The following is a 26,047-nucleotide window of genomic DNA, read 5'->3' as shown; positions in this document are numbered from 1 at the left end:
GAACCCACTCGATGGGGGCACGGCCAGCCTCTCGGTCGGGTACCCGCGCGACCTCCGCGCAAACACGAGCCACGAGCCCACTCCCGCCGGACCAACTCGTCCGTTCGGTCGAAATTCTGCGAACCACCCTGCAGCGACGCGCCGAGACCGGTCCGATACCTCGGCGGTTCGGCCGCGACTACGCCATCATGAAGCGAGTCATCGCCGACGCGGAGCGGGGGCACCCGTCGGAAGATCCCAAAGGGGGAGCAGTGTCGAAATGGCCGAGAGCCGTGGCGCTCGCGTGCGCCGGCGTCGCCATGACCGGAAGCCTCGGCGTCGCGGAGCCTGTCGCGGCTGCGCCGCACGATACGAATGCTCGTGAGGTCGCACGCGTCCTGTCGATTTCGCCAACAACCCCGACGCGGGCAACGGTGACGGTCTACTCCCCCGCGATGCAGCGACCCGTCCGGGTCAGCGTCCTCCTACCCTCGGATCGCGAGAAGCGTCGCCCGACCCTGTACCTCCTGGACGGGATCGACGGAGGCATCTACACCAACTACACGCAGAGCGGCTGGACATTCCAGACCGACATCGTGAAGTTCATGGCTGACAAACCGGTCAACGTCGTGATGCCCATCGGCGGCATGGCCGCGTACTACACGGACTGGCAGAAGACCGATCCTGTTCTGGGACGGAACAGGTGGGAGACATTCCTGACGAAGGAACTACCCCCACTGATCGACAAACGCTTCAATGGCAACGGCCGCAACGTCATCGGCGGGTTGTCGATGGGAGCGCTGGGCGCGATGTCGATCGCGGTTCGCCACCCCGACCTCTACCGCGGCGTCGTGGCGTTCAGTGGATGTCTCGACCAGGGTTCACCCGAGTACCGTCAGGCCACGGCCGCGTCGGTGTCCACCCGCGGTGGCAATCCCGACAACATGTGGGGTCCGTTGGGCCACTCGAGCTGGGATGACCACAACCCGGCCGCACACATCGAGGTACTGGACGGCAAGCCGATGTATGTCTCCGTCGGCAACGGACTGCCCGACCCGTCGCTGGGTATCGCAGGCCTTGCGTCCCCGGTGGGCGGCGTTCTCGAGGGCGTCGTTCTCCAGTGCACGCAGAGCTTCAAGCGCCGAGCCGACGCGGCCGGTGTGCAGGTCACCTACGATTTCAGGTCCGGGCTGCACTCGTGGGGCTACTGGAATCAGGACCTCCATCGTGCGTGGCCGACCATCGCCAAGGGACTCGGCGTCCGGCGCTGACGCCGCCTCGTCCCTGCGCGTGGGACGGGCACATCGCGCCCGTCCCACGCGTAGGTCACCGACCTGCGGCGACGGCTGCGGCTCGCCGGGACCGGCTACGGACCGGGCGGTGCACGCCGGCCGGCGCCTCCCCGATGTCGAGCGTTCGACGAGCCACATCCAGGTGGTCGCGGGCGATGCCGAGCGCGGCGTAATACCCGACCCGGAACTCACTGTCATCGGCGTCGGCAGCCCACCGCCCCTCGCGCTCGAGCCGGTCCACCAGCCCCTGGACGACGTCGAAGTCCCGGCGCAGACCCCCTGAGAACACAGCTGCGCCGACGAACGCATCGGGACGGAGCGACTCGGTGGTGATCTCGTCGAGGACGCAGATGCGGGCGAACGTCATGCCCGCCCGAACCCCCGAAGGAGCTCGGACTGCGGCTGCTCGACCGTCGCCAGGGCCGAGAAGCGGTCGTGGAGATAGGTGAGAACCTCTACGAGGCGCGTGTTCTGTGCCACGTCATCCAACATTCTTTCGTTTCCGAATGATCGAGCTGTCTTCATTTGCGCGCTTTTTCTCCCTCCGCAACTTCAATTCTTGGCGACGTTTTTTCGAACTTGAATTCTTCTCTGCCATGATTCCCCGCTGACATGATTGATGAAAGTGGGTCTCGAACCCACTCACCTCCGTGACCATAGCCCACAAAGAAAAAAAGTCCAGTCGCCGCCGACCGCCCCCCGGCGCACGGTCGACGGCTTGCTGAATCTACTGCAGAACAGCGGATTTCAGTGACCACTCCGACGACGAACCCGAGCGAGCTGGCTTTTGTATTTTTTTCGGCTAGAGTCCGTGGGACCGGCCCGGAAGGCCGGTTTTCAGCGAAAGGAAGAGTGGCCGTGAAAGCGGTTGTCATGGAATGCCGTATACGAGTCTGCGGATCGACGGGGCGACTCAGAGAATTCATCGACCAGGCGTCGTCACGCGCATTGAATGCTTTTCCGAAACCTGTGAAGTGCTCACTCGTGGTGGAAGATTCCGACTCACTGCTCCTGCGTCGGCAGTGGCATCGGGAAAATGACGTCGACGACTTCGGGGTACCGGTGGGCAAGGACGTCTGTCTCGCGTTCGCGGACTCCTCGGGTCGGCTCACCGCGTCGAAGCTCGAGAGTCTGTCGCGCGACATCCTCGCCGATCTCGAGCTCGACCCGTGGGCGACAGAGTTGCCGGCCGGTTCGTCGACGAGCGGGGCCGCCGAGTCCGTGCCGTGGATTCTCACACTGAGCACCGATGTGGACCGCGCCTCGCGGGAGGAGATCGCCGCACGACACCCGATGCTCGATCTACGCGCGAAACCCTTGATCACGACGTCCTGACTGGGCTCGCGGTCACGACCGACGGGCGGCGTCCCGATGAGGGCCGTCGCAGGATCGGCCGAAGTCCCGGAGACCGGACTCCGGCCGCCTGCACTCCCGACGCGGAACTCCGCACCCGCGGCCGACGTCGTGGTGATCGCGGAGGCCTCCACGCCGCACGAGACCGGCATCGCCCGCGAACGGGCCCGACACGTCGCCCACGCCGCCGACTACGAGTCGGCCATTAACGGAAACCCCCTGACCTCAGCTTTCTATCTCGTGACGAGTGCTGCGGACCGGTCATCCGGGGCGTTTCCGGCAATCGTCGGCTGGGCTCAACGCCGACCGGATTCATAGATACTTCCTGTCGATCGATAGGCTGCAGGACGGCGGTGACCGATTTGGGGGTCCACCGCCTTTCCCAGAGGTATCGAAAAGGAAGTGGTGGCCGCCGTGGCCGTGCTCGACGAGAAGGTCAGCGATCTGTACGAACAGGTGGTTGCGCGCAACCCCGGAGAAGCCGAATTCCACCAGGCCGTTCGTGAGGTCTTCGACAGCCTCGGCCCCGTCCTGGCCAAGCACCCGCACTATGCCGATGCCGGAATCATCAAGCGTCTGACCGAACCCGAGCGGCAGATCATCTTCCGCGTGCCGTGGATCGACGACCAGAACCAGGTACAGGTCAACCGCGGCTTCCGCGTCGAGTTCAACTCGGCGCTCGGACCGTACAAGGGCGGGCTGCGCTTCCACCCGAGCGTCTACCTCGGTGTGGTGAAGTTCCTCGGCTTCGAGCAGATCTTCAAGAACGCACTGACCGGCCTGCCCATCGGTGGCGGCAAGGGCGGTTCCGACTTCGATCCCAAGGGCCGCTCGGACCACGAGATCATGCGGTTCTGCCAGTCCTTCATGACCGAGCTCTACCGCCACATCGGTGAGTACACCGACGTCCCCGCCGGCGACATCGGCGTCGGCGGTCGGGAGATCGGCTACCTGTTCGGCCAGTACAAGCGCATCACCAACCGGTACGAGTCCGGCGTCCTGACCGGGAAGGGACTCGCCTGGGGCGGGTCACAGGTGCGCACCGAGGCCACCGGCTATGGCGCGGTGTTCTTCGTCCGCGACATGCTCGCAGCAGCGGACGACAAACTCGACGGCAAGACGGTCGTCGTGTCCGGATCGGGCAACGTCGCCATCTACGCCATCGAGAAGATCGAGCAGCTGGGCGGCCGTGTCGTCGCCTGCTCGGATTCGAGCGGCTACATCGTCGACGAGGCCGGCATCGACCTGGAGCTCCTCAAGGAGATCAAGAACGTCCAGCGGGGTCGCATCGGCGACTATGTGGACGCCCGCCCCTCAGCGCGACTCGTCACCACCGGCTCCCTGTGGAACGTGCCCACCGACATCGCCATCCCGTGCGCGACGCAGAACGAACTCAACGGTGCCGACGCCACCCAGCTGGTCAAGAACGGTGTCCGCATCGTCGCGGAGGGCGCCAACATGCCCTGCACCCCGGAGGCCGTGCGCATCTTCGGCGAGGCCGGAGTCAGCTTCGCGCCCGGTAAGGCGGCGAACGCGGGCGGTGTGGCCACGAGCGCACTCGAGATGCAGCAGAACGCGTCTCGTGACTCGTGGACGTTCGGCTACACCGAGGATCGTCTCTCCGAGATCATGACCTCCATCCACGATCACTGCCTGCACACCGCCGAGGAGTACGGCGCTCCCGGCAACTACGTGATGGGTGCGAACATCGCGGGCTTCACCCAGGTCGCCGATGCCATGCTGGCTCTCGGCCTGATCTGAGCCACCGCCACCCGCTCTGAATCCGTATGACGTTGTGCCCGGTTTCCGGGTACAACGTCATACGGCTTTCAGTGGCCCCTTGACACCGCGCGGGCCCCGGCGCTTCAGTGTGCTCACAGAAGGGTTGTCCGCTCGACTGATTGGGGCCGGCTATGCGAAGTGTGTACTCGACGGGACCGGATCGGCCGCCTGCCGGTCCGCGACGGGTCCTCACGACGTTGCTCACCATCCTCGGGGTGATCACCCTCGCCGCGGGCGTGACCCCGAACGCAACCGCTGCTCCGGGAAACGCGACGGGGTTTGCTCTCCCCTTCTCGGGTGCGCCGGCCTTCGAGCGGTTCGCGCCACCCAAGCTCACCAACCCCGCGCAGTTGAACCAACCGCTCGGGATCGCGGCTGCCGATCGCGTGGCCGCAGCGATCGGCCTGTCCCCGAAAGATGCACTGTCCGAACAGCAATACCGAGCCTTCTTGAGCGGTGGCGGGATCGGCGGCAGCCGTGACGCCGCGAAGATCATCGACGCCTGCCTGATCATCTTGACCAACACCACCGGTCGCCCGATGTTCGGCAACTCCGTTGTCGGAAGCTACGGCCTGTACGTGAACAAAGAGGGAATGCTGCAGAGCCCCGCGAACGCGAGTGCGCCCACGCGACAGGTCAATTCGCTGATCGCTCCCGGCGGCTACGTCGGTACATGGCTGCGCAACAACGGGGCGATCGACACCCTGCTGGCTCTTTATCGGTCGGCCTACACCATCGAGGTCCCGTTCGGCTTTGTCGCGCAACAGATGTCGGGCGAAGCTCAGCTCGTGACGAATGCGAAGGCCGGCGTGACCAGTACCGTCGGCATGTCGATGGCGCCGCCGCTCTGGATCGTGAACTTCGCACTGCTCTACGTCGTCAAGCCGTCACTCGCCGCCGCGATGCCCGCCTACTGGGCACCCATCCCGCCGCCGGTGGCCGCCGCGATCAAGGCCAGTCCCAACGGTCAAGTGCCCTACAGCAAGTACGCGTCGTACTTCGACTGAGCGGATCGGGTCGTACTCGGACCGCGGTATGCGATATCAGTACTCAATCCGTAGTACGCGGTCACGCTCCAGCGGACGGTCGCGCTGTCGCGATGAGTGTCGTCGCGATCTCCCGACCCACCGTCGACTTCCGTAAGGGCCTGTCACGCAGTCTCATCGCGAGTTCGCCGGTGACCACGACGAGGATCTGCTCGGCCAGGTGGTCGGGATTCGCGCACGGCAATTGCGCGGCGAGGTCGCGCAGGGTCCGGCGCATGTGGTCGGTGTCGCGCGTGACGGCGTCGGCGATCTCTGGTGGCGGATCGGACATCTCGGCAGCGATGCCGAGAAACGCACACCATCGGGCGCCGTCTGGCCGGGCGGCGAACTCGTCGATGGCGTCGAAGATCGCCAGCAACCGGCCCTCGGCGTCGGCCGCAACCGCGATGAGACTCCCCCACGTCTCGCGCCAGCGCTCGTGTCGTCGTGCGAGGGAAGCTGCGACCAGCGCCTCTTTGCTGCGGTAGCCGCGGTACAGGGTCGCCGCCGACACGCCCGCCCGCGCGAGGATGGCGTCGACGGGCGTCGAGTCGATTCCGCACGAGAACACCAGGTCATCGACTGCGTCGAGCAGTTTCTCCTCGGAGCTCTTGCGCATCGGCATGGCAATCAGCCTAGACTCGAAAATATGAAACGCACGTTTTCGTTTGGTCTCTGTCGTGAGCCGTCGGTCATCGTGGCCGGCACAGCTTTCATCGCGGCGACCTACGGGCTGGTGCGACTCGCCTACGGGCTGTTCCTACCCGACATCCAGGCGGACCTGGCTCTCGATTCGGCCCGTGCGGGGTATATCTCCTCGGGGTCGTCGCTGGTCTACTGCCTCGCGGCGTTGTGCGGGTTCCGCTACGGACGCCGAAATCCTCAGGTGTTGATCGTCGTCGCCACAGCCACCGCGGCAGGTGGGGTCTGGGGCATGGCCGCAGCCGGGGACCTGCTCACCTTCGGACTCTTCGCCGTGATCAGTTCTGCGGGAGCAGGCCTGGCATCGCCCGCCATGGTGAGTGTCGTCCGGCGCAACATCGCCGCGAATCGCGTGGACCGGGCGCAGTCGATGGTCAACTCCGGCACCGGACCCGGACTCGTCGCCGCCGGGGCGCTGGCACTCGCCTTCCTACCCGAATGGCGCCTGACCTGGGCGATCATCGGCGTGGTGACCGCGGTCATCGCGGTCGCCCTCCTCATCACCGACCGGCCGGGTTCCGCCGCCCAGGACGAGCAGTCGCACACCCTGTCCGTCGGGTGGATCCGCCGCCACGGCACCGCACTGACCATCGCGGTTCTGCTGGGCGGGGCGTCGAGCGCCATGTGGACATACGGCCGTGCGATCCTCGTCGACACGGGCGGATCATCCCAACGTGGCACGATCATCGCGTGGATCATGATCGGAATCGGCGGCGCCGCAGTGGCTCTCACCGCCACACCGTTGGCGAGGTGGTCGGCGACCTCGGCGTGGACACTCAGCTGCGGAACGATGACGGTCGGGGTTCTCCTGGTCGCCGCTGCTCCGGGACAGATGGCGGTCACGCTCGTCGGTTGCCTCTTCTTCGGGTGGGGTTTCACCTCGGCGACATCCGCGCTCATCGCCTGGACCTCGACCATCGATGCGGCACGATCGGCTGCGGGTACCGCACTCCTGTTCATCGCGTTGATGTTCGGGCAGGCAGTGGGTGCCACCGCACTCGGTGCCATCATCACCGGAGCGGGTTACGGGCTCGCCTTCGTCGTGGCCGCGGTGTTGTCGAGTGCGTCGATCGCCGTGTCCGCACTCGACCGCACCGGTCGCCGGGTGCCCGCGGACGGCGCGGACCACTCAGGCGAACCAGGACATGAACCGTCCGCGGGACCAGCACCGGCCGAGCGCGTCGCCGGCGACATCGAAGCGCGGCAATGCGGTTGACGGCTCGAACACGGTCAGCCCGATGATGCTGTGCCCAGACACCGGACGATCCCCGAGCGTCGGAATGGTGGGCACGACCCCGACCCCTTCGACCGACACCCATGCAGTCCTCCTCGCCGAGGAGACCTCTCCCAACGCATGCACGAATCGGCGTCGTCTCTCCGGCGAGAACCGCGACAGCGACCAGGTGGTGATGACCACCGGCAGCGCCCGATCCGGGACACACGAGACCGCATCCGCCAGCGCCGTGATCGGATCTCCCGAAATCTGTTGCGGTGGAGATGATTCTGCGAGCGCGATCTCGTCGTCGAGATGGGGTGACCGGTCGTCGGCCGGCCGGATGCGATTCCGGTGCACAGGGTTGCACATGTCGAGCGGCGCGCGGTCGAGCACGATCCGCGCCGCGACATCCGGAATCGGCACACTCGGAATCCGGCGATCGCCCACCACCGAGCACTCCAGCTGCACGGGCGATGACACATCACCGAGGGTCTGATTGTCTCCGTAGAAGATCCCGACGCGGTCGACGTTGAGGTTGAGACCGGCGGGACGGCCGACGTCGATCAGCCCTACGCGCTCGGCGGCGCAGCGTCGGGCCGCTCGGCGATCGCCGGATAGAGGACCGCGTACCGCCCGGTGTGATCTGAGTGCTTCACCGAGACCATCAGGGAGAGCACCCATCTGACGCGACTCCCCCGGACACTCGTGCCGACCGCTCCGCTGGCGTCGCGAAGGCCGTCCGCAGCTCCTCCGGGCCGATCACCTCGACCGGCAACGTGGATCCCGCGTCGAGCCGGTAGCCACCGTCGCGGCCATTGGTGCCGTCGATCCGGTATCCGAGCTCGCGGAGACGTTCGACGTCACGGCGTACGGTCCGCTCGCTCATCTGCAACCGGTCGGTCAGGAGCGAGCCGGGCATTCCCGTGTCTGCTGCAGCAACGACAGCAGCGCGAGCAGACCGACGCATGACGCTCACGCCTGCTGTCGCTCGATCATCTCGGTGATCCAGGTGGGCGCGAACGGTGAGATACATCCGGGTGACGTGGGGTAGTCCTCGAGGACCCTCAGGCGCTCACCGATGGAGATGGCGCGCGCCCGGTGGCCGGGGTGTTCGATGCCGATCGTCGCCAAACAGGTGTTCATCGCCCACTGCAGGCGTTCCGGGGCGTCCCGCATCTCCGATTCGATGATGTCGAGAAGCCCGACGAGGTCGAGTCCGTCGGGCTTCTTGGCCACCCGTTCGGTGGTGAGGGCCCAGCCGGCGCTGCGCGCGGCCTCGTCCGTGTCGTCCATCCACGCGACGCGCAGTTCTTCCTTGTGCGGGTTCTTCTTCACGACGTAACCGACGAGCCAGTCGTGCACCTTCGGCCGACCGGCCTCGCGCACCATCGTGTCGAGTTGTGCGACGTCGAAGGCCTTCGGTCGGCAGATGAGCACTGCGACCAGTCGAGCGGCCGTGTCACCGGTAGCCCACAACGCGGAAGCGAGGTCGTGCTGGGTCTTGAGACGTTTGGCGACGGCCCGCAGCTTGGTCAGATTGACGCCGTGGTCGTCTCCGTGCCTCTCGTTGACCGCGCGGATCTTCGGGTCCTCGAGTTCGGCGAGTTCCGCGAGTACCCGGGCTACGGCAGCCTCGGTGTCGGCGGTTTCCATCACGGCGTCTCCGGTCTCCACCCAGATAGGTTATCGGCCCACGGACACCGTTCCACGGGCCTAGTCTGGGCGGATGGCGTTGGTACTGGGTCCGATCCTTCGGCACGTCGACGAGACATCCGCGCTGGTCTGGGTCCAGACGGACGGATCCGCGGAGGTGGAGGTCCTCGGCAGCCGCGCGCACACCTTCGAGGTCGTCGGAAATCACTACGCGCTCGTCGAGGTCACCGGTCTGGCCCCGGACACCACGACCGAATACGAGGTGTTCGTCGACGGTTCTCGGGAATGGCCCCTGCCGGATTCCGACTTTCCGCCCAGCATCATTCGGACGCGCGGACCCGAGAGCGCCCACCATCACCGGATCGTCTTCGGGTCGTGCCGCTACCCCAAGGCGGAGGACCCGAAGGTCGACGAAAAACTCGGACTCGACGCACTGGACTGTTATGCCGTCCGCATGCGCCACCTGCCCGTCGACGAATGGCCCGACACCCTCATCCTCCTCGGCGATCAGGTCTACGCCGACGAACTGACGCCGCAGGTCAAAGAGAAGCTCGAGTCGACCAGGACCTCGACCGTCGGTCCGTCTGACGAGGTGGTGAGCTTCCAGGAGTACGAGGGTCTCTACCGGCACACCTGGGGCGACCCGGAGATCCGTTGGATCCTGTCCACCGTCCCGACCGCGATGATCTTCGACGACCACGACATCCGCGACGACTGGAACACCTCGGACACCTGGCGCCGGCAGATGGACGACCAACCCTGGTGGCGTAACCGGATACGGGCCGGACTCGCGTCGTACTGGGTGTATCAGCACCTCGGCAACCTGTCCCCCGCGGAACTGGATGCCTCCGACGACTACCGCCAGGTGAGGGAGATCGACGGGGACTGCTGGCCGCATCTGGTCGATCTCGCCGACCGCGCCGATTCCGAAACCGACGGCGTCAAAGGGATCCGGTTCAGCTTCCGGTGGGATCTCGGCGCGACGCGACTGACGATGATCGATTCACGTAACGGCCGCATTCTCGCCGGTGGCGTCCGGAAGATGTTGAGTGACACCGAGTTCGATTGGATCGAAGACCAGGTCAACGACGACGTCGAGTCGGTGGACCACCTGGTGCTCGGGTCGTCGTTGCCGTGGTTGCTCCCTCCCGTCCTCAGCGACGTCGAGACCCTCAACGAGATCGGAGCCCGCCGCGACGGCCGGGTCGGACAGCTGGCCGAGAAGATCCGGCAGGGTGCCGACCTGGAGCACTGGCCCGGCTTCTTCGATTCCTTCACCCGGCTGAGCCGGATGATCAGGGGGGTCGCCGGCCTCGGCAACAGCGATCGAACCCTCGTGCCGGCGACCATCAGTGTCCTGTCGGGCGACGTCCACCACAGTTATGCCGCGCGAGCGGATTTCGCCGAAACCACCGGTGCGGCGGTCTATCAGTTGGTGTGCTCACCGGTGCACAACGCCATACCGCCGTACATGAAGGGCGTGTTCCGGCTCGGCTGGTCGCCGCGTCTTGCCAAGATCGTCCGACGCTGGGCCGGTTCCCGCGGAGCGCCGCAACTCCCCGTCACGTGGCACAACGCGCTCGGCCCCTTGTTCGGCAACACCATCGCCTCCCTGATCGTCGACGGACGGGACGCGCGGGTCACGTTCGAACAGCCCGACCTGGACGGCACCCTGCACGTCGCAGCCGACATGTCGCTGACGGACGAATCCGTCGAACGCGTGGGGACATAGCGTCGTCGTCTGCTACGAATCGCGCTCAGTCCAGGCAGAATTCGTTACCCTCGGGGTCACGCATGACGATGTGCCCGGCACCGAGGGGCGGTTCCGGCTCGACTCGTCGAACGCGAGTTGCACCCAGGACCACGAGGCGGGCCGACTCCGTCTCGAGCGCGGCGAGGCGGTCGTCACCGGTCAAGTCGGGTGCGGCCCGGACGTCGAGGTGTACCCGGTTCTTGGCTGTCTTGCCCTCCGGCACGCGCTGGAAGAAGATTCGTGGACCGCGACCGTCGGGGTCGATGACCGCGGACGCGTCGTTCCTGCGTTCCGGCGGGACACCCATCGCATTGAGCGCCGCGTCCCAGCTGTCGAATCCCGTGGGCGGCGCCTGAATCCGGTACCCGAGCACCTCGGACCAGAAGGCGGCAAGTGCCGCGGGATCAGCGCAATCGAACGTCACCTGGATTTCTGTGGACATTCCTCCACTGTGGCGCACAACGAGGACAACACCGGTCCTCATCGCAAAGAACTTCGCCGGCGAATCAGCGAAGCCGCTCGCCGTAGACGCGCTTCACCGACATCACCATCAACACGCGACGATCAGAGACCATCACGCTCCGGTACTCGTCCCAGTCCGGGTGCTCCCCCGCGGCCTTCCGGTAGTAGTCGACGAGGGCCTCCACCTCGGGACCGTGGGGATCGGTGCCGGGACCGATCAACACGACGTCACCTTCGGCCGTCGCCCACGTGTAACGGTCGGGCCCGGTGACCTCCAGGGCTGCCCGCGGGTCGCGCCGCAGGTTCGCCGTCTTGGCCCGGCCCTCGGTCATCGACACGTAGATCGTGTCGGAATCACGGTCGTAGTACGCGGTCACCGGGGACAGCTGCGGGAGGCCGGAGGACTTGATCGTGGCGAGAACACCGAGCGATGATTCGGCGAGGAGGTCGCGCGGGTCGTACTTCGAGGTGGTCATGGTCTGGGCAACTGCCGGGGATCGGCGACTATTCCGGTGCGACGGCGACACCGAACCCGGTTCGGAACCCCGGCGACGGACAACGGGGACCGGTACTTTCGTACGGTGTTCACGATCGGAGTAGTGGCGGCTTCGCTCGCCGCGGTGGCCTACGGATTGTCGACGGTCCTGCGTGCACTGGGTGCACGGAACGCGGCCGGTACCACCGACACCGCATCGGTCACGACCGAGCGCGGACCGTCGCTGCGCTCCACACTCGACACCTTCCGCGATCCGGCCTTCCTCGTCGGCACGCTCATGGTGATCCTCGGTTTCGCCGGCGGTGCCGTCGCGGCGCGGCTTCTCCCCCTCTTTCTGGCACAGACGATCGTCGCCGGGAACCTGATCATCACCGTACTTCTCGGCAGTGTTCTGCTCGGCACGACGCTGAGAGGTCGGGACCTGGCCGCAATGGGCGTCGTCGTCGCCTCGCTCTGCATGCTCGGCGCATCGGCATCGCATGAAGCCGCGACCGCGCACGACATGGCGTTCCACTGGGCGCTGTTCATCGTGTCGACCACTGTCGCCGTGGTCGGTGTGGTCGTAGTGCATCTCCTGGGACGACGCGGCGCCATCCCGGCGGGAGCGCTTGCCGGCGCGATGTACGGCGCCTTGGCGGTGGCGGTTCGCGTTCTGGACGGCGTGCATCCGTTCGACGCCGCGGCGCTCCTCACCGACCCGGCGGCCTGGACGATCGCCATCGCCGGCGCCGTCGCGTTCTACGTACAGACGGTCGCGCTGCAGCTCGGACCGGTCAACGCCGTCACCGCTGTGCTGGTCGTGGGCGAGGTGGGCATCCCATCGGTGATCGGCGTCCTGTTCCTCGGCGACCGCGCCGTCGACGGACTCGGCTGGCTCGCGTACGTCGGTTTCGCGGGAGCGATCGCCGGCGCGTTCGCGGTCGCGTGGCTCACGTCGGAACCCGAGTCCGGGGCCGCGGCCCGCGGACTCACCGCGGGTTCGCCCCCATGACGTTGCGACATTCTTATCTATCTGTGTCTTCGCCCGTACGATCGGTGTCATGGACGTGCGCGAGATACTGACCACCACACCGACCGACACCGCCGAGGCGCTCGAGTTGTTCGACTCCTGCGACGCGGTCGAACCGGAGTTCATGATCGGCACCTGGCGCGGTGCGGAACTGCCGACCGGACACCCCCTCGACGGGTTCCTCGCCGCCAGCGGCTGGTGGGGAAAGCAATTCGTCGACGCCGAGACCGTGCACCCGTTGCTCTTCCCCACCCGCGACCACACCGCCCTCTGGGCGATGAACCCGGGGATCGCCTTCAGCGGACTCACGGTCGCCGAGAGGGCACCACAGGTCAAAGCGATGTCTTTCGCCACACCGATCGCAGCGACCCGCCTGCTGAGCCAGACCCGCAAGGCACGGGCGCGGCTGCGTACCACCCGCTACCGCGGCACCGACACCGCCACGATGATGTACGACCAACTCCCCATCAACGACGTCTTCCGTCGCATCTCCGACGATGCGGTCATCGGCGCCATGGACCTCAAGGGGTCGCCCGCGCCGTACTTCTTCGTAGTTCGACGCGACGATTCGTTGCGTCTGATCTGAGGCTGTCACCTCGCCGGAAGTGGAGCAACGTCGGCGCACGCGACCTCAGAGATCCGTGAGCGCGGCCCTCAGCTTGTTCGACTCGGCAACCGCGTCGCGCAGCGCCACCTTGGCGTCCGACCGGCCCCGCTCGGCGGTCGACAGTCGCTGACGCTCGAAGCGCAGTGAGTCCTCGACCCGCGACAGCTGCTCGCGCAGTTCCCGCGCCCGTGCGACGAGTTCGTCGACCTCTGAGGACGCCTCGTCGACCGCGGTGGACGCATCGCCGAGACCGTCGCGCGCCGTCCGCTCGTCCTCTTCGGCCCGGGACAGGCGTGCCTCGAGTTCGCGCCTGACCTCGGCGTCCTCGTCGGTCTCGCCGGCGGCCACCGCGTCGACATCACTCGAGGCATCCACGCCGTCCCTGGCCGCGTGTTCCGGCTCGGCCGGCAGATCTGGTACGACGAAGACCCCGGCCGGACCGAAGCCGCTGTACTCCGCGGAGGTGACGAGGCTGCCGCGTCGAAAGCGTTCCAGGGTCTCGGCGTCCGCGATCGCCGCGCGCAGCGTTGTCGCAACCTCGCGAACCGCACTGTCGGACAACCGCACTCCGAGGGAATCGGCGGTACCCGCCACCCCGTCGGCGGCAGAACTGATCAACTCCTGACGTCGGCGGGACAGCTCGCGCATCACATCTGCTGCCGAACGCCGTTGCGCTGCAGACAGGTCCGCGGCGAGTGCGGTGACCTGATCGCAGTCATCGGGATTCGCTCGCACCCACTGATTGATCGCCCAGGCGGCCTGCGTGGGCCTACGCAATTGCGAGATGTCTTTGGCCAGAGCGGATTCCCCCTCGGCCTTGACCTCCTTGGCGAGTTCGTTTCGGCGTTTCACGAACAGATCCGGCGTCAGACCGTAGAGTTCGTCGACGATCTCGTCGTAGCGGGACATCAGGTCACCCACGGCCGGCAGGACGTCGCTTCCACATGGGCCGATCGTACGTCGTACCCGAGTCAGGATCCGACACATCGACAGCACCCAAACTTGAACCATTCCAGAAACGTGTGCATACTCGAGTCATGCTCACCGACGACGACTGCGCCACCAAGCTGCGCGCAGCACGACTCCGCGTCACCCGACCGCGGGTCGCCGTCATGCGTGCGGTGCATGCGCATCCCCATGCCGACACCGACACGGTGCTTCGGGAGACGCGAATCGATGTGCCCGATGTGTCGCAGCAAACCGTCTATGACGTGTTGGCCGCGTTGACATCTGCCGGTCTCATCCGTCGTATTCAGCCATCGGGTCACGTGTCCCGCTACGAATCGCGGATCGGCGACAACCACCACCACGTGGTCTGCCGTTCCTGCGGGGCGATCGGCGACGTCGACTGCGCGGTCGGCACGGCCCCGTGCCTCACCGCGTCCAACGACCAGGGCTTCGTCATCGACGAGGCCGAGGTCGTCTACTGGGGCCTGTGCCCCGACTGCCGGTCCTGACCGCAGCACTGATCCACCACCGATTCACCGTTCACCGTTCGCCGAAGACCAACACATCCGACCGACCGGTCCGCGTCAGAGGACCGGGCGCGGTCACGTCTGTATCAGTCACCATCACCATTTCCCGAAAGGAACGACATGGCACAGGAACACCCGCCGATCGCCGAGGCGAACACCGAACCGAAGGCCGGCGGCTGCCCGGTCATGCACGATCGTGCCAAGCAGCCCACCGAGGGTGGCGGCAACCGTGACTGGTGGCCGAACCAGATGAATCTGAAGATCCTGCAGCACAATCCGGATGTCGTGAATCCGCTCGACGCGGATTTCGACTACCACGAGGCCCTCAAGTCCCTCGACGTCGACGCCCTCAAAGCGGATCTGACCGCCCTCATGACCGATTCGCAGGACTGGTGGCCGGCGGACTTCGGTCACTACGGCGGCCTCATGGTTCGTATGTCTTGGCATGCCGCGGGCACCTACCGCGTCCAGGACGGCCGCGGAGGCGCAGGAGCCGGAATGCAGCGCTTCGCACCCCTGAACAGCTGGCCCGACAACGCCAACCTCGACAAGGCGCGCCGCCTCCTGTGGCCGATCAAGAAGAAGTACGGACAGGCGATCTCCTGGGCCGACCTGCTGGTCTTCGCCGGCAACGTCGCCCTCGAGTCGATGGGCTTCGAGACCGCCGGCTTCGCCTTCGGCCGCGTCGACGAGTGGGAGCCGGACGATGTCTACTGGGGTCCCGAACTCGAGTGGCTGGCCGATCAGCGCTACCAGGGTGACCGGGAACTCGAACGGCCGCTGGCCGCCGTCCAGATGGGTCTGATCTACGTGAATCCGGAAGGCCCCAACGGCAATCCGGATGTCCTGGGCTCGGCCGCCGACATTCGCGACACCTTCGCCCGGATGGCGATGAACGATGTCGAGACCGCAGCACTGATCGTCGGTGGCCACACCTTCGGCAAGACCCACGGCGCCGGCGACGCGAGCCAGGTCGGCCCGGAGCCCGAGGCCGCAGCACTCGAGGACAACGGCCTCGGCTGGCGCAGCTCACACGGTGACGGCACCGGCGCCGACGCGATCACCAGTGGCCTCGAGGTCATCTGGAACCCGACGCCCACCCAGTGGGACAACGCCTTCCTTGAAACCCTCTATGGCTACGACTGGGAGCTCTACAAGAGCCCGGCGGGCGCCAACCAGTGGCGTCCGAAGGACGGCGCCGGCGACGGCACCGTGCCGAAGGCCTTCGGCGACGGCACGACCCACCCGTCGATGCTGACCAGTGATCTCGCACTGCGCTACGACCCTGAGTACGGCAAGATCACCCGCCGCTGGCTGGATCACCCCGAGGAGCTGGCCGAGGAATTCGCCAAGGCGTGGTTCAAGCTGCTCCACCGCGACATGGGTCCTGCGATCCGCTACCGCGGCCCGCTGGTTCCCGAGGTCACCTACGGCTGGCAGGACAACATCCCGGCGCACGAGGGACCGCTCGTCTCCGACGCCGACATCGCCGCGCTGAAGACCATCCTGCTCGAGTCGGGACTGTCGGTCTCGCAGCTGGTGAAGACCGCGTGGGCGGCCGCATCCTCGTTCCGCGGCAGCGACTTCCGCGGTGGCGCCAACGGTGGTCGTCTCCGCCTGCAGCCGCAGGTCGGCTGGGAGGCCAACGAGCCCGAGGAACTCGCCGGCATCGTCGGGACGCTCGAGGGTGTCGCCGAGTCGTTCACCGGTGAGGCCGGCGCGAAGATCTCCTTCGCCGACCTCGTCGTGCTCGGCGGCGTCGCGGCGATCGAGAAGGCCGCTCGTGATGCGGGTGTCGACATCACCGTCCCGTTCACCCCGGGCCGCACGGACGTCTCGCAGGAAGACGTCGACGTCGAGTCGTTCGCCCACCTCGAGTCCACCGCGGACGGCTTCCGCAGCTACGTGGGGAAGGGTCTCACCCAGCCTGCCGAGTTCAAGCTGCTCGACAAGGCCAACCTCCTCACCGTGAGCGCACCCGAGATGACCGCCCTCATCGGCGGCCTGCGTGTACTGGGAGCGAACTACCAGAACTCGACGCTGGGCGTGCTCACCGACAAGCCGGGCGTGCTGACGAACGACTATTTCGTCAACGTGCTCGACATGGCGACCGCATGGTCGAAGACCGACGACGAGAACGTCTTCGTCGGCACCGATCGCGCCACCGGCGAGCAGACCTGGACCGGCAGCCGCGTCGACCTGGCGTTCAGCTCGAACTCGCAGCTGCGCGCCCTGGCCGAGGTGTACGCCTCCGACGACGCCAAGGAAAAGTTCGTCAAGGACTTCGTCGCGGCGTGGGACAAGGTCATGAACCTGGACCGGTTCGACATCTGAGCCGATCCATCGATCAGCTGAATCGCTGATCACCTCTCACACGATGATGCGGTGGTGCCCGGTACGGACGGGTGCCACCGCATCATCGTCTCTGGCGGCGGGTGCCGTTCTGCCCGGCAGGATCGCGGATTCGGAACTATGCTGGCGCTTTCCTCGAGGTGGCGGGTGACCGTCGTGGCAGAAGGAGATCGCGATGTCCGGCGAGCACACATCCCTGGGGCACATCCGACTGACCTCGCACAGCGGCGGCGTCGACGCCCCGTCCATCCACTGGGGTGCACCGACCGCCGCCGAGCGCGGACCGGTCATCGGCACGACCGGAGTTCGCGCCCACCGCAACGTGATCGGCACCCACAGCGGTTCATACAGCGTCTACCGCGCGCTCGCGGTGGCCGCCGGCGCGCTGGCCCGAGACCATCGCGCAGATCTGACCAACACCTCGCCCACCGACCACATCGGCCCGTACCCGCAGTGGGGTGACCCGAAGGCGATTGTCTCCCTCGATCCGTGGGGTGCCACGGTAGCGGAGAGCTTTCCCGACAAGATCGCCGCCGGCTACGACATCCGTCCGACCATCGCCGTCACCAAGGCACACGTCATCCTCCCCGAGATCGCCGAGGCGATCGAGAAGGGGCGCCTCGTCCCCGACGGCAGGTTGCTCCTGCCCAGCGGCGCCGCCCTGGTGACCAAGGCCGCGGTCGAGCCGGTCTGGCATCTACCCGGCGTCGCCGAACGATTCGGCTGTTCCGAGGCCGAGTTGCGGCGGGTCCTGTTCGAGGAGACCGGGGGCATGTATCCCGAACTCGTGACGCGCTCAGACCTCGAGGTGTTCCTGCCACCGATCGGCGGGCAGACCGTCTATGTCTTCGGGAACGCCCGCGATCTCGCCGATCCCACGGTCGAACTGACCGCTCGCGTCCACGACGAATGCAACGGCTCCGACGTCTTCGGCTCCGACATCTGCACGTGCCGGCCGTACCTCACCCACGCGATCGAGGAATGCATTCGTGGCGCCCAGGGCGGTGGCGTCGGTTTGGTCTCCTACTCCCGCAAGGAGGGCCGGGCGTTGGGCGAGGTCACCAAGTTCCTCGTCTACAACGCACGCAAACGCCAAGTGGGTGGCGATACCGCCGACCAGTACTTCGCCCGCACCGAATGTGTTGCGGGAGTTCAGGACATGCGGTTCCAGGAACTCATGCCCGACGTCCTGCACTGGTTCGGGATCACCAGGATCCACCGCCTCGTGTCGATGAGCAACATGAAATACGACGCGATCACCGGTTCGGGAATCGAGGTCGGCGAGCGGGTCAACATCCCCGACGAACTCGTCCCGGCCGACGCCCGCGTGGAGATCGACGCCAAGATGGCCGCCGGATACTTCACCCCCGGACCGGTTCCCGACGCCGAGGCGTTGCGAAAGGTCAAGGGCCGGGGGCTCGAATGAACGGCACCACGCGAAACGACACCGCCGCCCGGACCGCCGCGACACCCGACACCGAGATCGCCGCGGCCGCGCTGCTGCGAACGAGCACCGCGGTTCGCGAACGCTCCCGCCAGCTCCTCGACCGTGCGCGAGGTGGCCGGTCGCCCTGGTTCACGGTCCAGGACGACGCGCTCGCCTCTGCCGCCGACATCGTCGTCGAGATCACCCGCGAACGCCATCCCGACGGTGCGATCCCCTTCCACAGTCGCTGGCGCCATTTCGAAGCCGGCGGCATCGACCGACTCGAGTCGCTGCGGGACATGCTTCCGCCCGCGAACTCCCCTGACCACATCCGCGCACTCGTCGACGTCGTCCTGGTCAGCGTCCTCCTCGACGCCGGAGCCGGTCCCGAATGGTCCTATCGGGAGAAGTCGACCGGTCTGGTCCTGACGCGCTCGGAAGGCCTCGGCGTCGCCAGCTGGGAGGCGTTCGTCGGCGGACTGTTCTCCGGTGATGCGGCGCAGCCGTCACGGGTCGACGCCGCGGGTCTACGTGCGGTGACGGTCGAGAGCCTGGGCGCCGCGTTCCAGGTCTCAGCGGGTAACCCGATCACCGGACTGGAGGGCCGCGTGGAGCTGCTGCGCCGCCTCGGCACCGCCCTCGCCGATCAGCCGGCGATCTTCGGTTCCGCCGGCCGACCCGGGGGCCTCTTCGACCACCTGACCGCAGACGGTCGCGGCACCGTGAGCGCCACCGCGATCCTGGACGCCGTCCTGACCTTCCTCGGCCCGATCTGGCCGTCGGACAACAGGATCGGCTCGGTACCGCTGGGCGACTGCTGGCAGCACGACGCGGTGACCGGTCCGGGCGCCACCGCCGGCTGGATCCCGTTCCACAAGCTGTCCCAGTGGCTGACCTACTCGCTGCTCGAACCGTTCATGTGGGCCGGCGTGGAGGTGACCGGCATCGACCAGTTGACCGGCCTGCCCGAGTACCGCAATGGCGGACTCTTCCTCGACACCGGCGTTCTCGCGCTTCGGGACGAGGAGTGGGTGGACGTCGAATGGGAGGTCGGCGATCAACTCGTCGTCGAATGGCGTGCCCTCACCGTCGCATTGCTCGACGAGATCGCCGACCTCGTCCGCGATCGTCTCGGGACCGACCCGACGGCGATGCCGCTGGCCTGCGTGCTCGAGGGCGGCACCTGGGCGGCCGGGCGAGCACTGGCGGCACGGTTGCGGAACGGGTCGCCGCCCTTGTCGATCCGCAGTACCGGAACAGTCTTCTGAGCACCACGATTAGGGGAACCATGGGCACCGTCGCCGTCATCGATCATCCGCTGGTACAGCACAAGCTCACGCTGATGCGCCGGAAGGACACTTCCACCAACGACTTCCGTCGTCTGCTCAACGAGATCTCCACGCTCATGGCCTACGACGTGCTGCGCGACACCCCGATGCACGAGATCACCATCGACACACCGCTGGAGACCACCACCGCGAGCGTGATCGACGGTAAGAAACTGGTCTTCGCTGCCGTCCTACGGGCCGGCGCCGGAATCGCCGACGGAATGCTGACCGTCGTACCAGGCGCCCGCGTGGGCCACATCGGCCTCTACCGCGACCCCAAGACCATGGTGGTGGTCGAGTACTACTTCAAGATGCCCGCGGACCTGGACGAACGCGACGTGGTCATCGTCGATCCGCTTCTGGCCACCGGCTTTTCGGCGGTCGCGGCGATCGATCGAATCAAGGAGTACTCGCCGCGATCGATCAAGTTCGTGTGCCTTGTCGCCTGCCCGGAGGGCATCGACGTGTTGCACGAGGCGCACCCCGAGGTCCCCATCTACACCGCCGGGATCGACCGGGAACTCGACGACAACGGTTTCATCCGCCCGGGGCTGGGCGACGTCGGCGACCGGGTGTTCGGGACGGCTTGACAGTAAAGGCTCACGACACATTCCACGCCACCGCCGCGCCGATGGCGCCGGTGGCGTTGAGAGCCCAGTGCAGGGCGATCGGGGCGAGGAGACTCGTGGTGCGCTGCCGCAACCAGCCGAGCACGAGACCTGCGACGCCGGTGGCGACGACCGCGCCCGCGATCCCGACGACCTGCGCGGCCGTGCCCGATCCGAGGACATCGCTCAGGCCCTCGTTGCCTCCGGTGAGTCCCGTCGAGGACAGGATGTGCCACAGCCCGAAGGCGATGGCGCCGAACACCAGGGTCGCCCTCGGCCCGCACAGCCGTTCGAGAGTCCCCTGCAGGACGCCACGGAACATGAGCTCCTCCGGGATCACCGTCTGCAGGGGGATGATGACGAAGGCGGCGAGCAGCGCCTCGGATGTGTCGTCGTAGCGATCGGACAGGAAGAAGTCCCGGGTCGCGGGGACTGCCACGGCCGTCGACACGATGGCCGCGACCACGATCACCGACGCCACGGCGAACGGAATACCTGCGCGTAGTTCCGCTCGGCTCAGACCCAGTTCGCGCCAGTCGAGTCCGCCGAGCCGCGCGACGAGCAACAGCACGATCGCCGCCACCGGGATGACCACCACCGCGAGCACACCGGCCGACCGGTGCGCGGCGATGTTGGCCGCGATCAGGACCGCGACCACCACCACGAGGAGTGCGGCGTCGTGGCGTCTCGAAGATCCGGTCACCCGTCGAGTGTCGCGCGGCACCGTGTCCGGTGCCGCCGAACGACGGGCAGTGACCCAGAATGGTGCAGTGCAAGCCACCGTCACGGTCCCCGAGCGTCTCGAACAGCACCAGGTCGCGTTGTATCTCCTCGCGATCGGTGCCGGTCTCGGCTTCGGCCTGGCACTGACCTCGGCGGCCCAATCGATGGACGTGGCGGTCACCCCGCTGCTCGCCGCACTTCTCTACGTCACCTTCCTGCAGGTGAAGGCGACCGATCTCGCTGCCTCCCTCCGCGACCGCAAGTTCCTCGCAGTGGTGTTGTCGGTGAACTTCGTCATCGTGCCCGCGGTGGTCGCGGCGCTGTCTCCCCTGTTACCGGCGGACGACGCCATCCGGGTGGGCGCGCTGCTCGTCCTCCTGTGCCCGTGTGTCGATTACGTCGTCGTCTTCGCCGGGCTCGCGGGCGGTGACAACCAGCGCCTGCTCGCGGCGACGCCGCTGCTGTTGCTCGCCCAGATGCTCATCGTCCCGGTGTATCTGACGCTCCTGCTCGGAGATGGCCGGGCAGCGATCGATCCGGAACCGTTCCTGTGGGCCTTCGGAATCCTTATCGTCGTTCCGCTGGCGCTGGCCTGGCTCACGCAGGCGTGGGCGGCGCGAAGCGACGTCGGGCGTCGTGCCGGCGACGCGGCCTCGACCACGATGGTGCCGCTGATGATGGCGGTGCTGTTCACCGCGGTGGGTTCTCAGATCCCGCGTATCGATTCACGATTCGACGACATCGCCGGGGTCATCCCGGTCTACGTCGCGTTCCTCGCAGCCATGACGATCATCGGTCTCGTGGTGGTGCGCGGATGTCGCCTCACACCGGCCTCCGGAACGGCCGTGGTCTTCTCCGGCGCGACGCGCAATTCGCTCGTCGTGCTCCCGCTGGCGCTGGCACTCCCGGTCGGTGCCGAACTCGCCGCGGCAGCGGTGATCACTCAGACGCTCGTCGAGCTGATCGGGATGGTGATCCTGGTGTGGGTGTTCACTTATGCGGCACGTCGGCGCTGAGTCCGCCGTCCATCACGAACTCCGCACCGGTGGCGTAGGACGACTCGTCACTGGCGAGGAACACCACGAAGGTCGACACCTCGCTTGATTGCGCTGCCCGGCCCATCGGAACCTTGACCATGTCCTCCGGGATGCCCTCGGTCATCGGCGTGCGGACGAGACCGGGGTGGATCGAGTTGACCCGGACGTTGTGCGGGGCGAGTTCGAGTGCGACGGACTTCGCGAGTCCGCGGACACCCCACTTGGTGGCGACATAGCCGTGCGCCCACGGGCTTCCACGAAGGCCTTCGACCGAGGACACGTTGATGATCGATCCGCCGCCGGCCTCGATCATCAGATCCGCAACCGCCTGGATGCCAAGGAAGGTGCCGGTGAGGTTGACGTCGAGGATCTGCTTCCACTTGTCGAGGCGGAACTGCTGGATCGTCGAGCCGTTGACGATGCCCGCGTTGTTCACGAGGACATTGACCTTCCCGAACTCGTCGACCGCGGTGGTGACGGCGGTCTGCCAGTCCTCCGGTGAGGTGACGTCGAGGTGGACGTACCGCGCCGCGGCACCGAGTTCGGCGGCCAGGGCTTTGCCCTCGTCGTCGAGGATGTCGCCGATCACGACCTTGGCACCCTCCGCGACCAGAGCCCGGGCGTGCTCGGCACCCATCCCCCGCGAACCCCCGGTGATCACTGCAACCTTGTCGTCTACGCGTCCCATGGCGAGCCACGCTACCTCGGTCGTAGCGAAAATAGAACAGGTTCCACCAAGAAATGGTCTACTGAACAGACATGAGTCCGGACAGGTGTTCACATGGCCCGTCCGGCGGATGCCAGCGCAAGGAGACTCTCGCCATGCCCATTCGGGTCGCCCTCGTCGGAACCGGCAACGTCGGCCGGTTGTCTCTCACGCAGTTGATCGAGGACTCGCGGTTCGAGCTCGTTGCGGTGTGCGTGTCCACGGCGGAGAAAGTCGGCGTCGACGCCGCGACCCTCGCCGGCCTCGAGACCCCGACCGGCGTCCGGGCGGTCGACGACCTCGGCGCGGTGATCGCCGCGAAACCGGACTGCGTCGTCTACTGCGCCATGGGCGACACGCGGCCGGTCGAGGCGTTCAACGATGTGGTGCGCTTCCTCGCAACCGGGATCGACGTCGTGGGCTCCTCGCCGAACACCCTGCAGTACCCGTGGGGAGTGATGCCGCAGAAGGCCATCACCAAGATCGAGGAGACCACTGCGGCGAGCGGCGCGAGCCTGTTCGTGACCGGCGTCGATCCCGGGTTCGCCAACGACCTCATCCCCTTCGTGTTCGCCGGGACCTGCCAGCGCATCGAGCAGGTCCGCTGCATGGAGATCGCCGACTACGCCACCTACGACGGCGCGACGGTCATGTTCGACGTGATGGGGTTCGGCAAACCCCTCGAGGAGACGCCGATGCTGTTCCTGCCCGGGGTCCTGGGCCTGGCTTGGGGCACGACGATCCGGCAACTCGCCGCGGGGCTCGGGGTGACGGTCGACGAGATCGAGGAACTCCACGAAAGCGATCCCGCACCAGAGGATTTCGAGATCGCCGCGGGCCCCATCGCCAAAGGCACCCGTGCGGCGGTGCGTTTCCAGAACATCGGCAAGGTCGAGGGACGTCCGGCGATCGTGATCGAACACGTCACCCGGCTACGCGGCGACCTGCGTCCGGACTGGGCCCAGCCCGCGCAACCCGGCGGGTGCTACCGGGTCGAGATCACCGGCGAACCCTCGTACACCGTCGACATCTGCCCGACCAGCCTCAAGGGCGATCACAACCACGCGGCGATCGTCGCGGCGGCGGGTCGCATCGTCAATGCGATACCGGCGGTGGTCGAAGGACGCGCGGGACTCCGCACGACCCTCGATCTACCGCTGGTCACCGGACCCGCGCTCACACCACCTCTGCGTCGTGCATGACGATCGCGACCTGAACGCGGTTGGCGGCGTCGAGTTTGGTGAAGATGTGGGAGATGTGCGCCTTGACAGTCGCAAGACTCATGTAGAGCCGTTCGGCGATCTCGGCATTCGACGCCCCGCGCGCGAGTTCGACGGCGACGTCGTGCTCGCGAGCCGTGAGGGATTCGATACGGCTTGCGGCCGAGGCTGATCGGGCGCCGCCGACACTCACCACCTGCTTGATGAGTGCGGCCGTCACCGACGGACTGAGCGCCGGTCGCCCGGCGAGAACATCGTGGATGGCCGCGACGATCTCGTCGGGCGCGGTGTCTTTGAGGAGAAAACCGTCCGCTCCCATCGCCAGGGCGCGCACCACGAAGTCGTCGGCGTCGAAGGTCGTCAACACGATCACCGCGGGCGGCGTCGGCAGGGTCTTGAAGCGACCGGTGGCGGCGATTCCGTCGAGGACCGGCATGCGCAGGTCCATCAACACCAGATCAACCGGGCCATCTCGGTGCTGTCGAGCGCTTCCTGTCCGTTCGCGGCCTCGGCGACGATGTCCAGCCCGGGGTCGCCGCCGAGGAGTAACCGCAGGCCGGACCGCACAAGAGGGTCGTCGTTGACGATCATGATGCGCGCGGTCATGACTGCCACGGTAGCCACACATGCAACAGGAATCTCTTGTCCTCGCCGACGGTCGCCGACTGCCGTCCGCCGTGAAACCCGACACGCTCGGCGAGGCCGACAAGTCCGTAACCCGGAGCGGGCGAGGACGAACCCGCCGACAACGGCAACGGATTCTCGACGAGGAGATCGACCCCGTGGTCGGGTCCACCGCGGATCTGTACTGTGACCGGCGCACTCGGAGCATGGCGTCGAGCATTGGTCAGCGCCTCCTGCACGCATCGATAGAGCGTGCGGGCGATGGCCGGAGGCAGTGCGGCGAGGTCGATCTCGCACCGGGCGTCGACACGCATACCGAGTGTCCGGGCCTCGTCGACGAGCGCCACCAGGTCGAACGCTCCCTGCGGTTCCTCCGGTGCCGCGTCGCCCGGACCTTCGCGCAGAACGCCGAGAACCTCCCGCAGTTCGGTCAGTGCGAGATGTGATGTCTCCTGGATCGTTCGCGCTGTCTCCCGCACCTGTTCCCCGGTCAGGTCGGTGCGGTAGGCCAGCGCTCCCGCCGACATGCTCATCGCCGAGATCCGGTGGGCGAGAATGTCGTGCATCTCCCGGGCGATGCGTGCTCGTTCCAGCGACCGAGCCTGCTGCACCTTCGCCTGCTGCTCCGCCTCCGACGCGAGTGCACGCGCCCGCCAACTGGCGAGGAGTTCGCGACGCGATCCGATGTACATGCCCCAGAACACCATTGCCGCAGTCATCGCCCCGAGGACGAGATACTGCACGAGGACCGGATCGTCCTCTTCCTCCGGTGTCGCGAAGAACTGGACCGCGATCACGTTCGCAGCCACACACAGGATCGTGAGCGGGATGATCTCGCGCCAGCGTCGCCGGGTCGCGGTCGACACCAACGCGAGGACCGCCGGCCCCAATGACAACGTGGACACCATCGCGACGACATTGGTGAACACCGTGACGGCCACCGGATGCCGACGTCGCCACCACACCACGGCGTAGGACAACGCGCCCAGAGCGATGTCGACGAAGAACCACCACCGCACCTCGTTCCACAGATAGTCCGCGCGGGTGGCGAACACCGTGACCGACAGCGAGAGCATCGCGGCCAGCCGCCACGCCTGGCCGGTCCATGTCAGCGGAGGTTGATACTGCTCGGGTCGCACACCGCAACCGTAGTCGGCGAACGTGGCATCGACGTCCGACCATCGGGCGTCCGCGTCTACGACTTTCGGCTGATATGCCG

At 66.8% G+C, this 26,047-nt stretch carries 27 protein-coding genes and 1 pseudogene; 16 read left to right on the top strand and 12 right to left on the bottom strand.

Annotation, left to right across the window (positions count from 1 at the left end):
• Positions 1–251: 251 nt before the first annotated feature.
• Positions 252–1,250 carry an alpha/beta hydrolase gene (locus GOAMI_RS06205; RefSeq protein WP_040004600.1) on the top strand — a complete coding sequence of 333 codons (999 nt, stop codon included), beginning with the start codon at positions 252–254 and terminating at the stop codon, positions 1,248–1,250.
• Between the two features lie 55 nt (positions 1,251–1,305).
• Here GOAMI_RS06205 and GOAMI_RS06200 read toward each other — a convergent pair whose 3' ends face one another.
• On the bottom strand, positions 1,306–1,638 hold the full coding sequence (locus GOAMI_RS06200; RefSeq protein ID WP_006435560.1) for a hypothetical protein: 333 nt from the start codon (positions 1,636–1,638) through the stop codon (positions 1,306–1,308).
• Positions 1,639–2,255: 617 nt separating this feature from the next.
• On the opposite strand from GOAMI_RS06200, the gene GOAMI_RS06195 reads away from it, so the two are divergent.
• The 4 genes from GOAMI_RS06195 to GOAMI_RS06180 all read left to right on the top strand — a co-directional run bounded on the left by GOAMI_RS06195 (position 2,256) and on the right by GOAMI_RS06180 (position 5,413).
• Positions 2,256–2,606, top strand: a complete 351-nt coding sequence (locus tag GOAMI_RS06195; RefSeq protein WP_243828807.1) for a hypothetical protein — start codon at positions 2,256–2,258, stop codon at positions 2,604–2,606.
• A 36-nt stretch (positions 2,607–2,642) separates the two neighbouring features.
• Positions 2,643–2,942 carry a hypothetical protein gene (locus GOAMI_RS06190; protein WP_006435558.1) on the top strand — a complete coding sequence of 100 codons (300 nt, stop codon included), beginning with the start codon at positions 2,643–2,645 and terminating at the stop codon, positions 2,940–2,942.
• 84 nt (positions 2,943–3,026) lie between these two features.
• The gene (gene gdhA / locus GOAMI_RS06185; RefSeq protein WP_040004599.1) at positions 3,027–4,385 is read left to right on the top strand and encodes an NADP-specific glutamate dehydrogenase; all 1,359 of its coding nucleotides are present in this window, start codon (positions 3,027–3,029) and stop codon (positions 4,383–4,385) included.
• A 152-nt stretch (positions 4,386–4,537) separates the two neighbouring features.
• Positions 4,538–5,413, top strand: a complete 876-nt coding sequence (locus GOAMI_RS06180) for a hypothetical protein (RefSeq protein ID WP_006435556.1) — start codon at positions 4,538–4,540, stop codon at positions 5,411–5,413.
• Between the two features lie 61 nt (positions 5,414–5,474).
• On the opposite strand, the gene GOAMI_RS06175 is transcribed toward GOAMI_RS06180, so the two are convergent.
• A complete protein-coding gene (locus GOAMI_RS06175; RefSeq protein WP_040004598.1) occupies positions 5,475–6,056 on the bottom strand; it encodes a TetR/AcrR family transcriptional regulator in 582 nt (193 codons plus the stop codon).
• A gap of 24 nt (positions 6,057–6,080) precedes the next feature.
• Here GOAMI_RS06175 and GOAMI_RS06170 point away from each other — a divergent pair, with 24 nt between their 5' ends.
• Positions 6,081–7,349, top strand: a complete 1,269-nt coding sequence (locus GOAMI_RS06170; RefSeq protein WP_006435554.1) for an MFS transporter — start codon at positions 6,081–6,083, stop codon at positions 7,347–7,349.
• Here the strand turns inward: GOAMI_RS06170 and GOAMI_RS06165 are convergent.
• From GOAMI_RS06165 to GOAMI_RS06155, 3 genes are read right to left on the bottom strand one after another with little or no spacing between them, the layout of a single operon-like run.
• The gene (locus GOAMI_RS06165) at positions 7,263–8,030 is read right to left on the bottom strand and encodes a DUF2332 family protein (protein WP_006435553.1); all 768 of its coding nucleotides are present in this window, start codon (positions 8,028–8,030) and stop codon (positions 7,263–7,265) included. The two genes, GOAMI_RS06170 and GOAMI_RS06165, sit on opposite strands and share 87 nt — an antisense overlap.
• The gene (locus tag GOAMI_RS06160) at positions 8,014–8,268 is read right to left on the bottom strand and encodes an HTH domain-containing protein (RefSeq protein ID WP_006435552.1); all 255 of its coding nucleotides are present in this window, start codon (positions 8,266–8,268) and stop codon (positions 8,014–8,016) included. The genes GOAMI_RS06165 and GOAMI_RS06160 overlap by 17 nt, the downstream gene beginning before the upstream one ends.
• Before the next feature lie 53 nt (positions 8,269–8,321).
• Positions 8,322–9,002, bottom strand: coding sequence for a DNA alkylation repair protein (locus tag GOAMI_RS06155; RefSeq protein ID WP_006435551.1), 681 nt, complete (start codon positions 9,000–9,002; stop codon positions 8,322–8,324).
• A gap of 73 nt (positions 9,003–9,075) precedes the next feature.
• On the opposite strand from GOAMI_RS06155, the gene GOAMI_RS06150 reads away from it, so the two are divergent.
• On the top strand, positions 9,076–10,734 hold the full coding sequence (locus tag GOAMI_RS06150; protein WP_006435550.1) for an alkaline phosphatase D family protein: 1,659 nt from the start codon (positions 9,076–9,078) through the stop codon (positions 10,732–10,734).
• Between the two features lie 25 nt (positions 10,735–10,759).
• Here the strand turns inward: GOAMI_RS06150 and GOAMI_RS06145 are convergent, their stop codons facing one another.
• Together GOAMI_RS06145 and GOAMI_RS06140 are read right to left on the bottom strand one after the other, a co-directional pair.
• The gene (locus GOAMI_RS06145; RefSeq protein ID WP_006435549.1) at positions 10,760–11,197 is read right to left on the bottom strand and encodes a VOC family protein; all 438 of its coding nucleotides are present in this window, start codon (positions 11,195–11,197) and stop codon (positions 10,760–10,762) included.
• 64 nt (positions 11,198–11,261) lie between these two features.
• Positions 11,262–11,693 carry a PPOX class F420-dependent oxidoreductase gene (locus GOAMI_RS06140; RefSeq protein WP_006435548.1) on the bottom strand — a complete coding sequence of 144 codons (432 nt, stop codon included), beginning with the start codon at positions 11,691–11,693 and terminating at the stop codon, positions 11,262–11,264.
• A gap of 105 nt (positions 11,694–11,798) precedes the next feature.
• On the opposite strand from GOAMI_RS06140, the gene GOAMI_RS06135 reads away from it, so the two are divergent.
• Positions 11,799–12,704 carry a hypothetical protein gene (locus GOAMI_RS06135; protein WP_040004616.1) on the top strand — a complete coding sequence of 302 codons (906 nt, stop codon included), beginning with the start codon at positions 11,799–11,801 and terminating at the stop codon, positions 12,702–12,704.
• Positions 12,705–12,753: 49 nt separating this feature from the next.
• A complete protein-coding gene (locus GOAMI_RS06130) occupies positions 12,754–13,308 on the top strand; it encodes a DUF4334 domain-containing protein (RefSeq protein WP_006435546.1) in 555 nt (184 codons plus the stop codon).
• 45 nt (positions 13,309–13,353) lie between these two features.
• Here the strand turns inward: GOAMI_RS06130 and GOAMI_RS06125 are convergent, their stop codons facing one another.
• On the bottom strand, positions 13,354–14,238 hold the full coding sequence (locus tag GOAMI_RS06125; RefSeq protein WP_040004615.1) for a hypothetical protein: 885 nt from the start codon (positions 14,236–14,238) through the stop codon (positions 13,354–13,356).
• A 128-nt stretch (positions 14,239–14,366) separates the two neighbouring features.
• Here GOAMI_RS06125 and GOAMI_RS06120 point away from each other — a divergent pair, with 128 nt between their 5' ends.
• The 5 genes from GOAMI_RS06120 to upp all read left to right on the top strand — a co-directional run bounded on the left by GOAMI_RS06120 (position 14,367) and on the right by upp (position 20,500).
• Positions 14,367–14,786, top strand: a complete 420-nt coding sequence (locus GOAMI_RS06120) for a Fur family transcriptional regulator (RefSeq protein WP_006435544.1) — start codon at positions 14,367–14,369, stop codon at positions 14,784–14,786.
• A 138-nt stretch (positions 14,787–14,924) separates the two neighbouring features.
• Positions 14,925–17,138 carry a catalase/peroxidase HPI gene (gene katG / locus GOAMI_RS06115; protein WP_006435543.1) on the top strand — a complete coding sequence of 738 codons (2,214 nt, stop codon included), beginning with the start codon at positions 14,925–14,927 and terminating at the stop codon, positions 17,136–17,138.
• A gap of 193 nt (positions 17,139–17,331) precedes the next feature.
• Positions 17,332–18,582: a GTP cyclohydrolase II gene (locus tag GOAMI_RS06110; RefSeq protein WP_006435542.1), complete on the top strand. Its 1,251-nt coding sequence runs from the start codon at positions 17,332–17,334 to the stop codon at positions 18,580–18,582.
• On the top strand, positions 18,579–19,850 hold the full coding sequence (locus tag GOAMI_RS06105) for a DUF1688 family protein (RefSeq protein WP_006435541.1): 1,272 nt from the start codon (positions 18,579–18,581) through the stop codon (positions 19,848–19,850). Before GOAMI_RS06110 ends, GOAMI_RS06105 begins: the two co-directional genes overlap by 4 nt.
• Before the next feature lie 20 nt (positions 19,851–19,870).
• Entirely contained in the window at positions 19,871–20,500 is a 630-nt protein-coding gene (gene upp, locus GOAMI_RS06100; protein ID WP_006435540.1) for a uracil phosphoribosyltransferase, read from the top strand.
• Positions 20,501–20,510: 10 nt separating this feature from the next.
• On the opposite strand, the gene GOAMI_RS06095 is transcribed toward upp, so the two are convergent.
• Positions 20,511–21,221, bottom strand: coding sequence for a CPBP family intramembrane glutamic endopeptidase (locus GOAMI_RS06095; RefSeq protein ID WP_040004613.1), 711 nt, complete (start codon positions 21,219–21,221; stop codon positions 20,511–20,513).
• Between the two features lie 67 nt (positions 21,222–21,288).
• Between GOAMI_RS06095 and GOAMI_RS06090 the strand changes: the two genes are divergently transcribed.
• Positions 21,289–22,257 carry an arsenic resistance protein gene (locus GOAMI_RS06090; protein WP_006435538.1) on the top strand — a complete coding sequence of 323 codons (969 nt, stop codon included), beginning with the start codon at positions 21,289–21,291 and terminating at the stop codon, positions 22,255–22,257.
• Here the strand turns inward: GOAMI_RS06090 and GOAMI_RS06085 are convergent.
• On the bottom strand, positions 22,232–22,966 hold the full coding sequence (locus GOAMI_RS06085) for a glucose 1-dehydrogenase (protein ID WP_006435537.1): 735 nt from the start codon (positions 22,964–22,966) through the stop codon (positions 22,232–22,234). The genes GOAMI_RS06090 and GOAMI_RS06085 overlap by 26 nt on opposite strands.
• Before the next feature lie 134 nt (positions 22,967–23,100).
• Between GOAMI_RS06085 and GOAMI_RS06080 the strand changes: the two genes are divergently transcribed.
• On the top strand, positions 23,101–24,186 hold the full coding sequence (locus tag GOAMI_RS06080; RefSeq protein WP_006435536.1) for an NAD(P)H-dependent amine dehydrogenase family protein: 1,086 nt from the start codon (positions 23,101–23,103) through the stop codon (positions 24,184–24,186).
• Here the strand turns inward: GOAMI_RS06080 and GOAMI_RS06075 are convergent.
• Both GOAMI_RS06075 and GOAMI_RS06070 read right to left on the bottom strand, forming a co-directional pair.
• Positions 24,161–24,810, bottom strand: a pseudogene (locus GOAMI_RS06075) (response regulator). The gene GOAMI_RS06080 and the pseudogene GOAMI_RS06075 sit on opposite strands and share 26 nt — an antisense overlap.
• The gene (locus tag GOAMI_RS06070) at positions 24,807–25,967 is read right to left on the bottom strand and encodes a sensor histidine kinase (RefSeq protein ID WP_006435533.1); all 1,161 of its coding nucleotides are present in this window, start codon (positions 25,965–25,967) and stop codon (positions 24,807–24,809) included. The pseudogene GOAMI_RS06075 and the gene GOAMI_RS06070 overlap by 4 nt, the downstream one beginning before the upstream one ends.
• Positions 25,968–26,047: the final 80 nt, after the last annotated feature.

The organism is Gordonia amicalis NBRC 100051 = JCM 11271 (assembly GCF_000332995.1).
Lineage (GTDB): Bacteria > Actinomycetota > Actinomycetes > Mycobacteriales > Mycobacteriaceae > Gordonia > Gordonia amicalis.
Note: the sequence above shows the minus strand (reverse complement) of the source record. Positions and strands in the feature narration are given on the sequence as shown.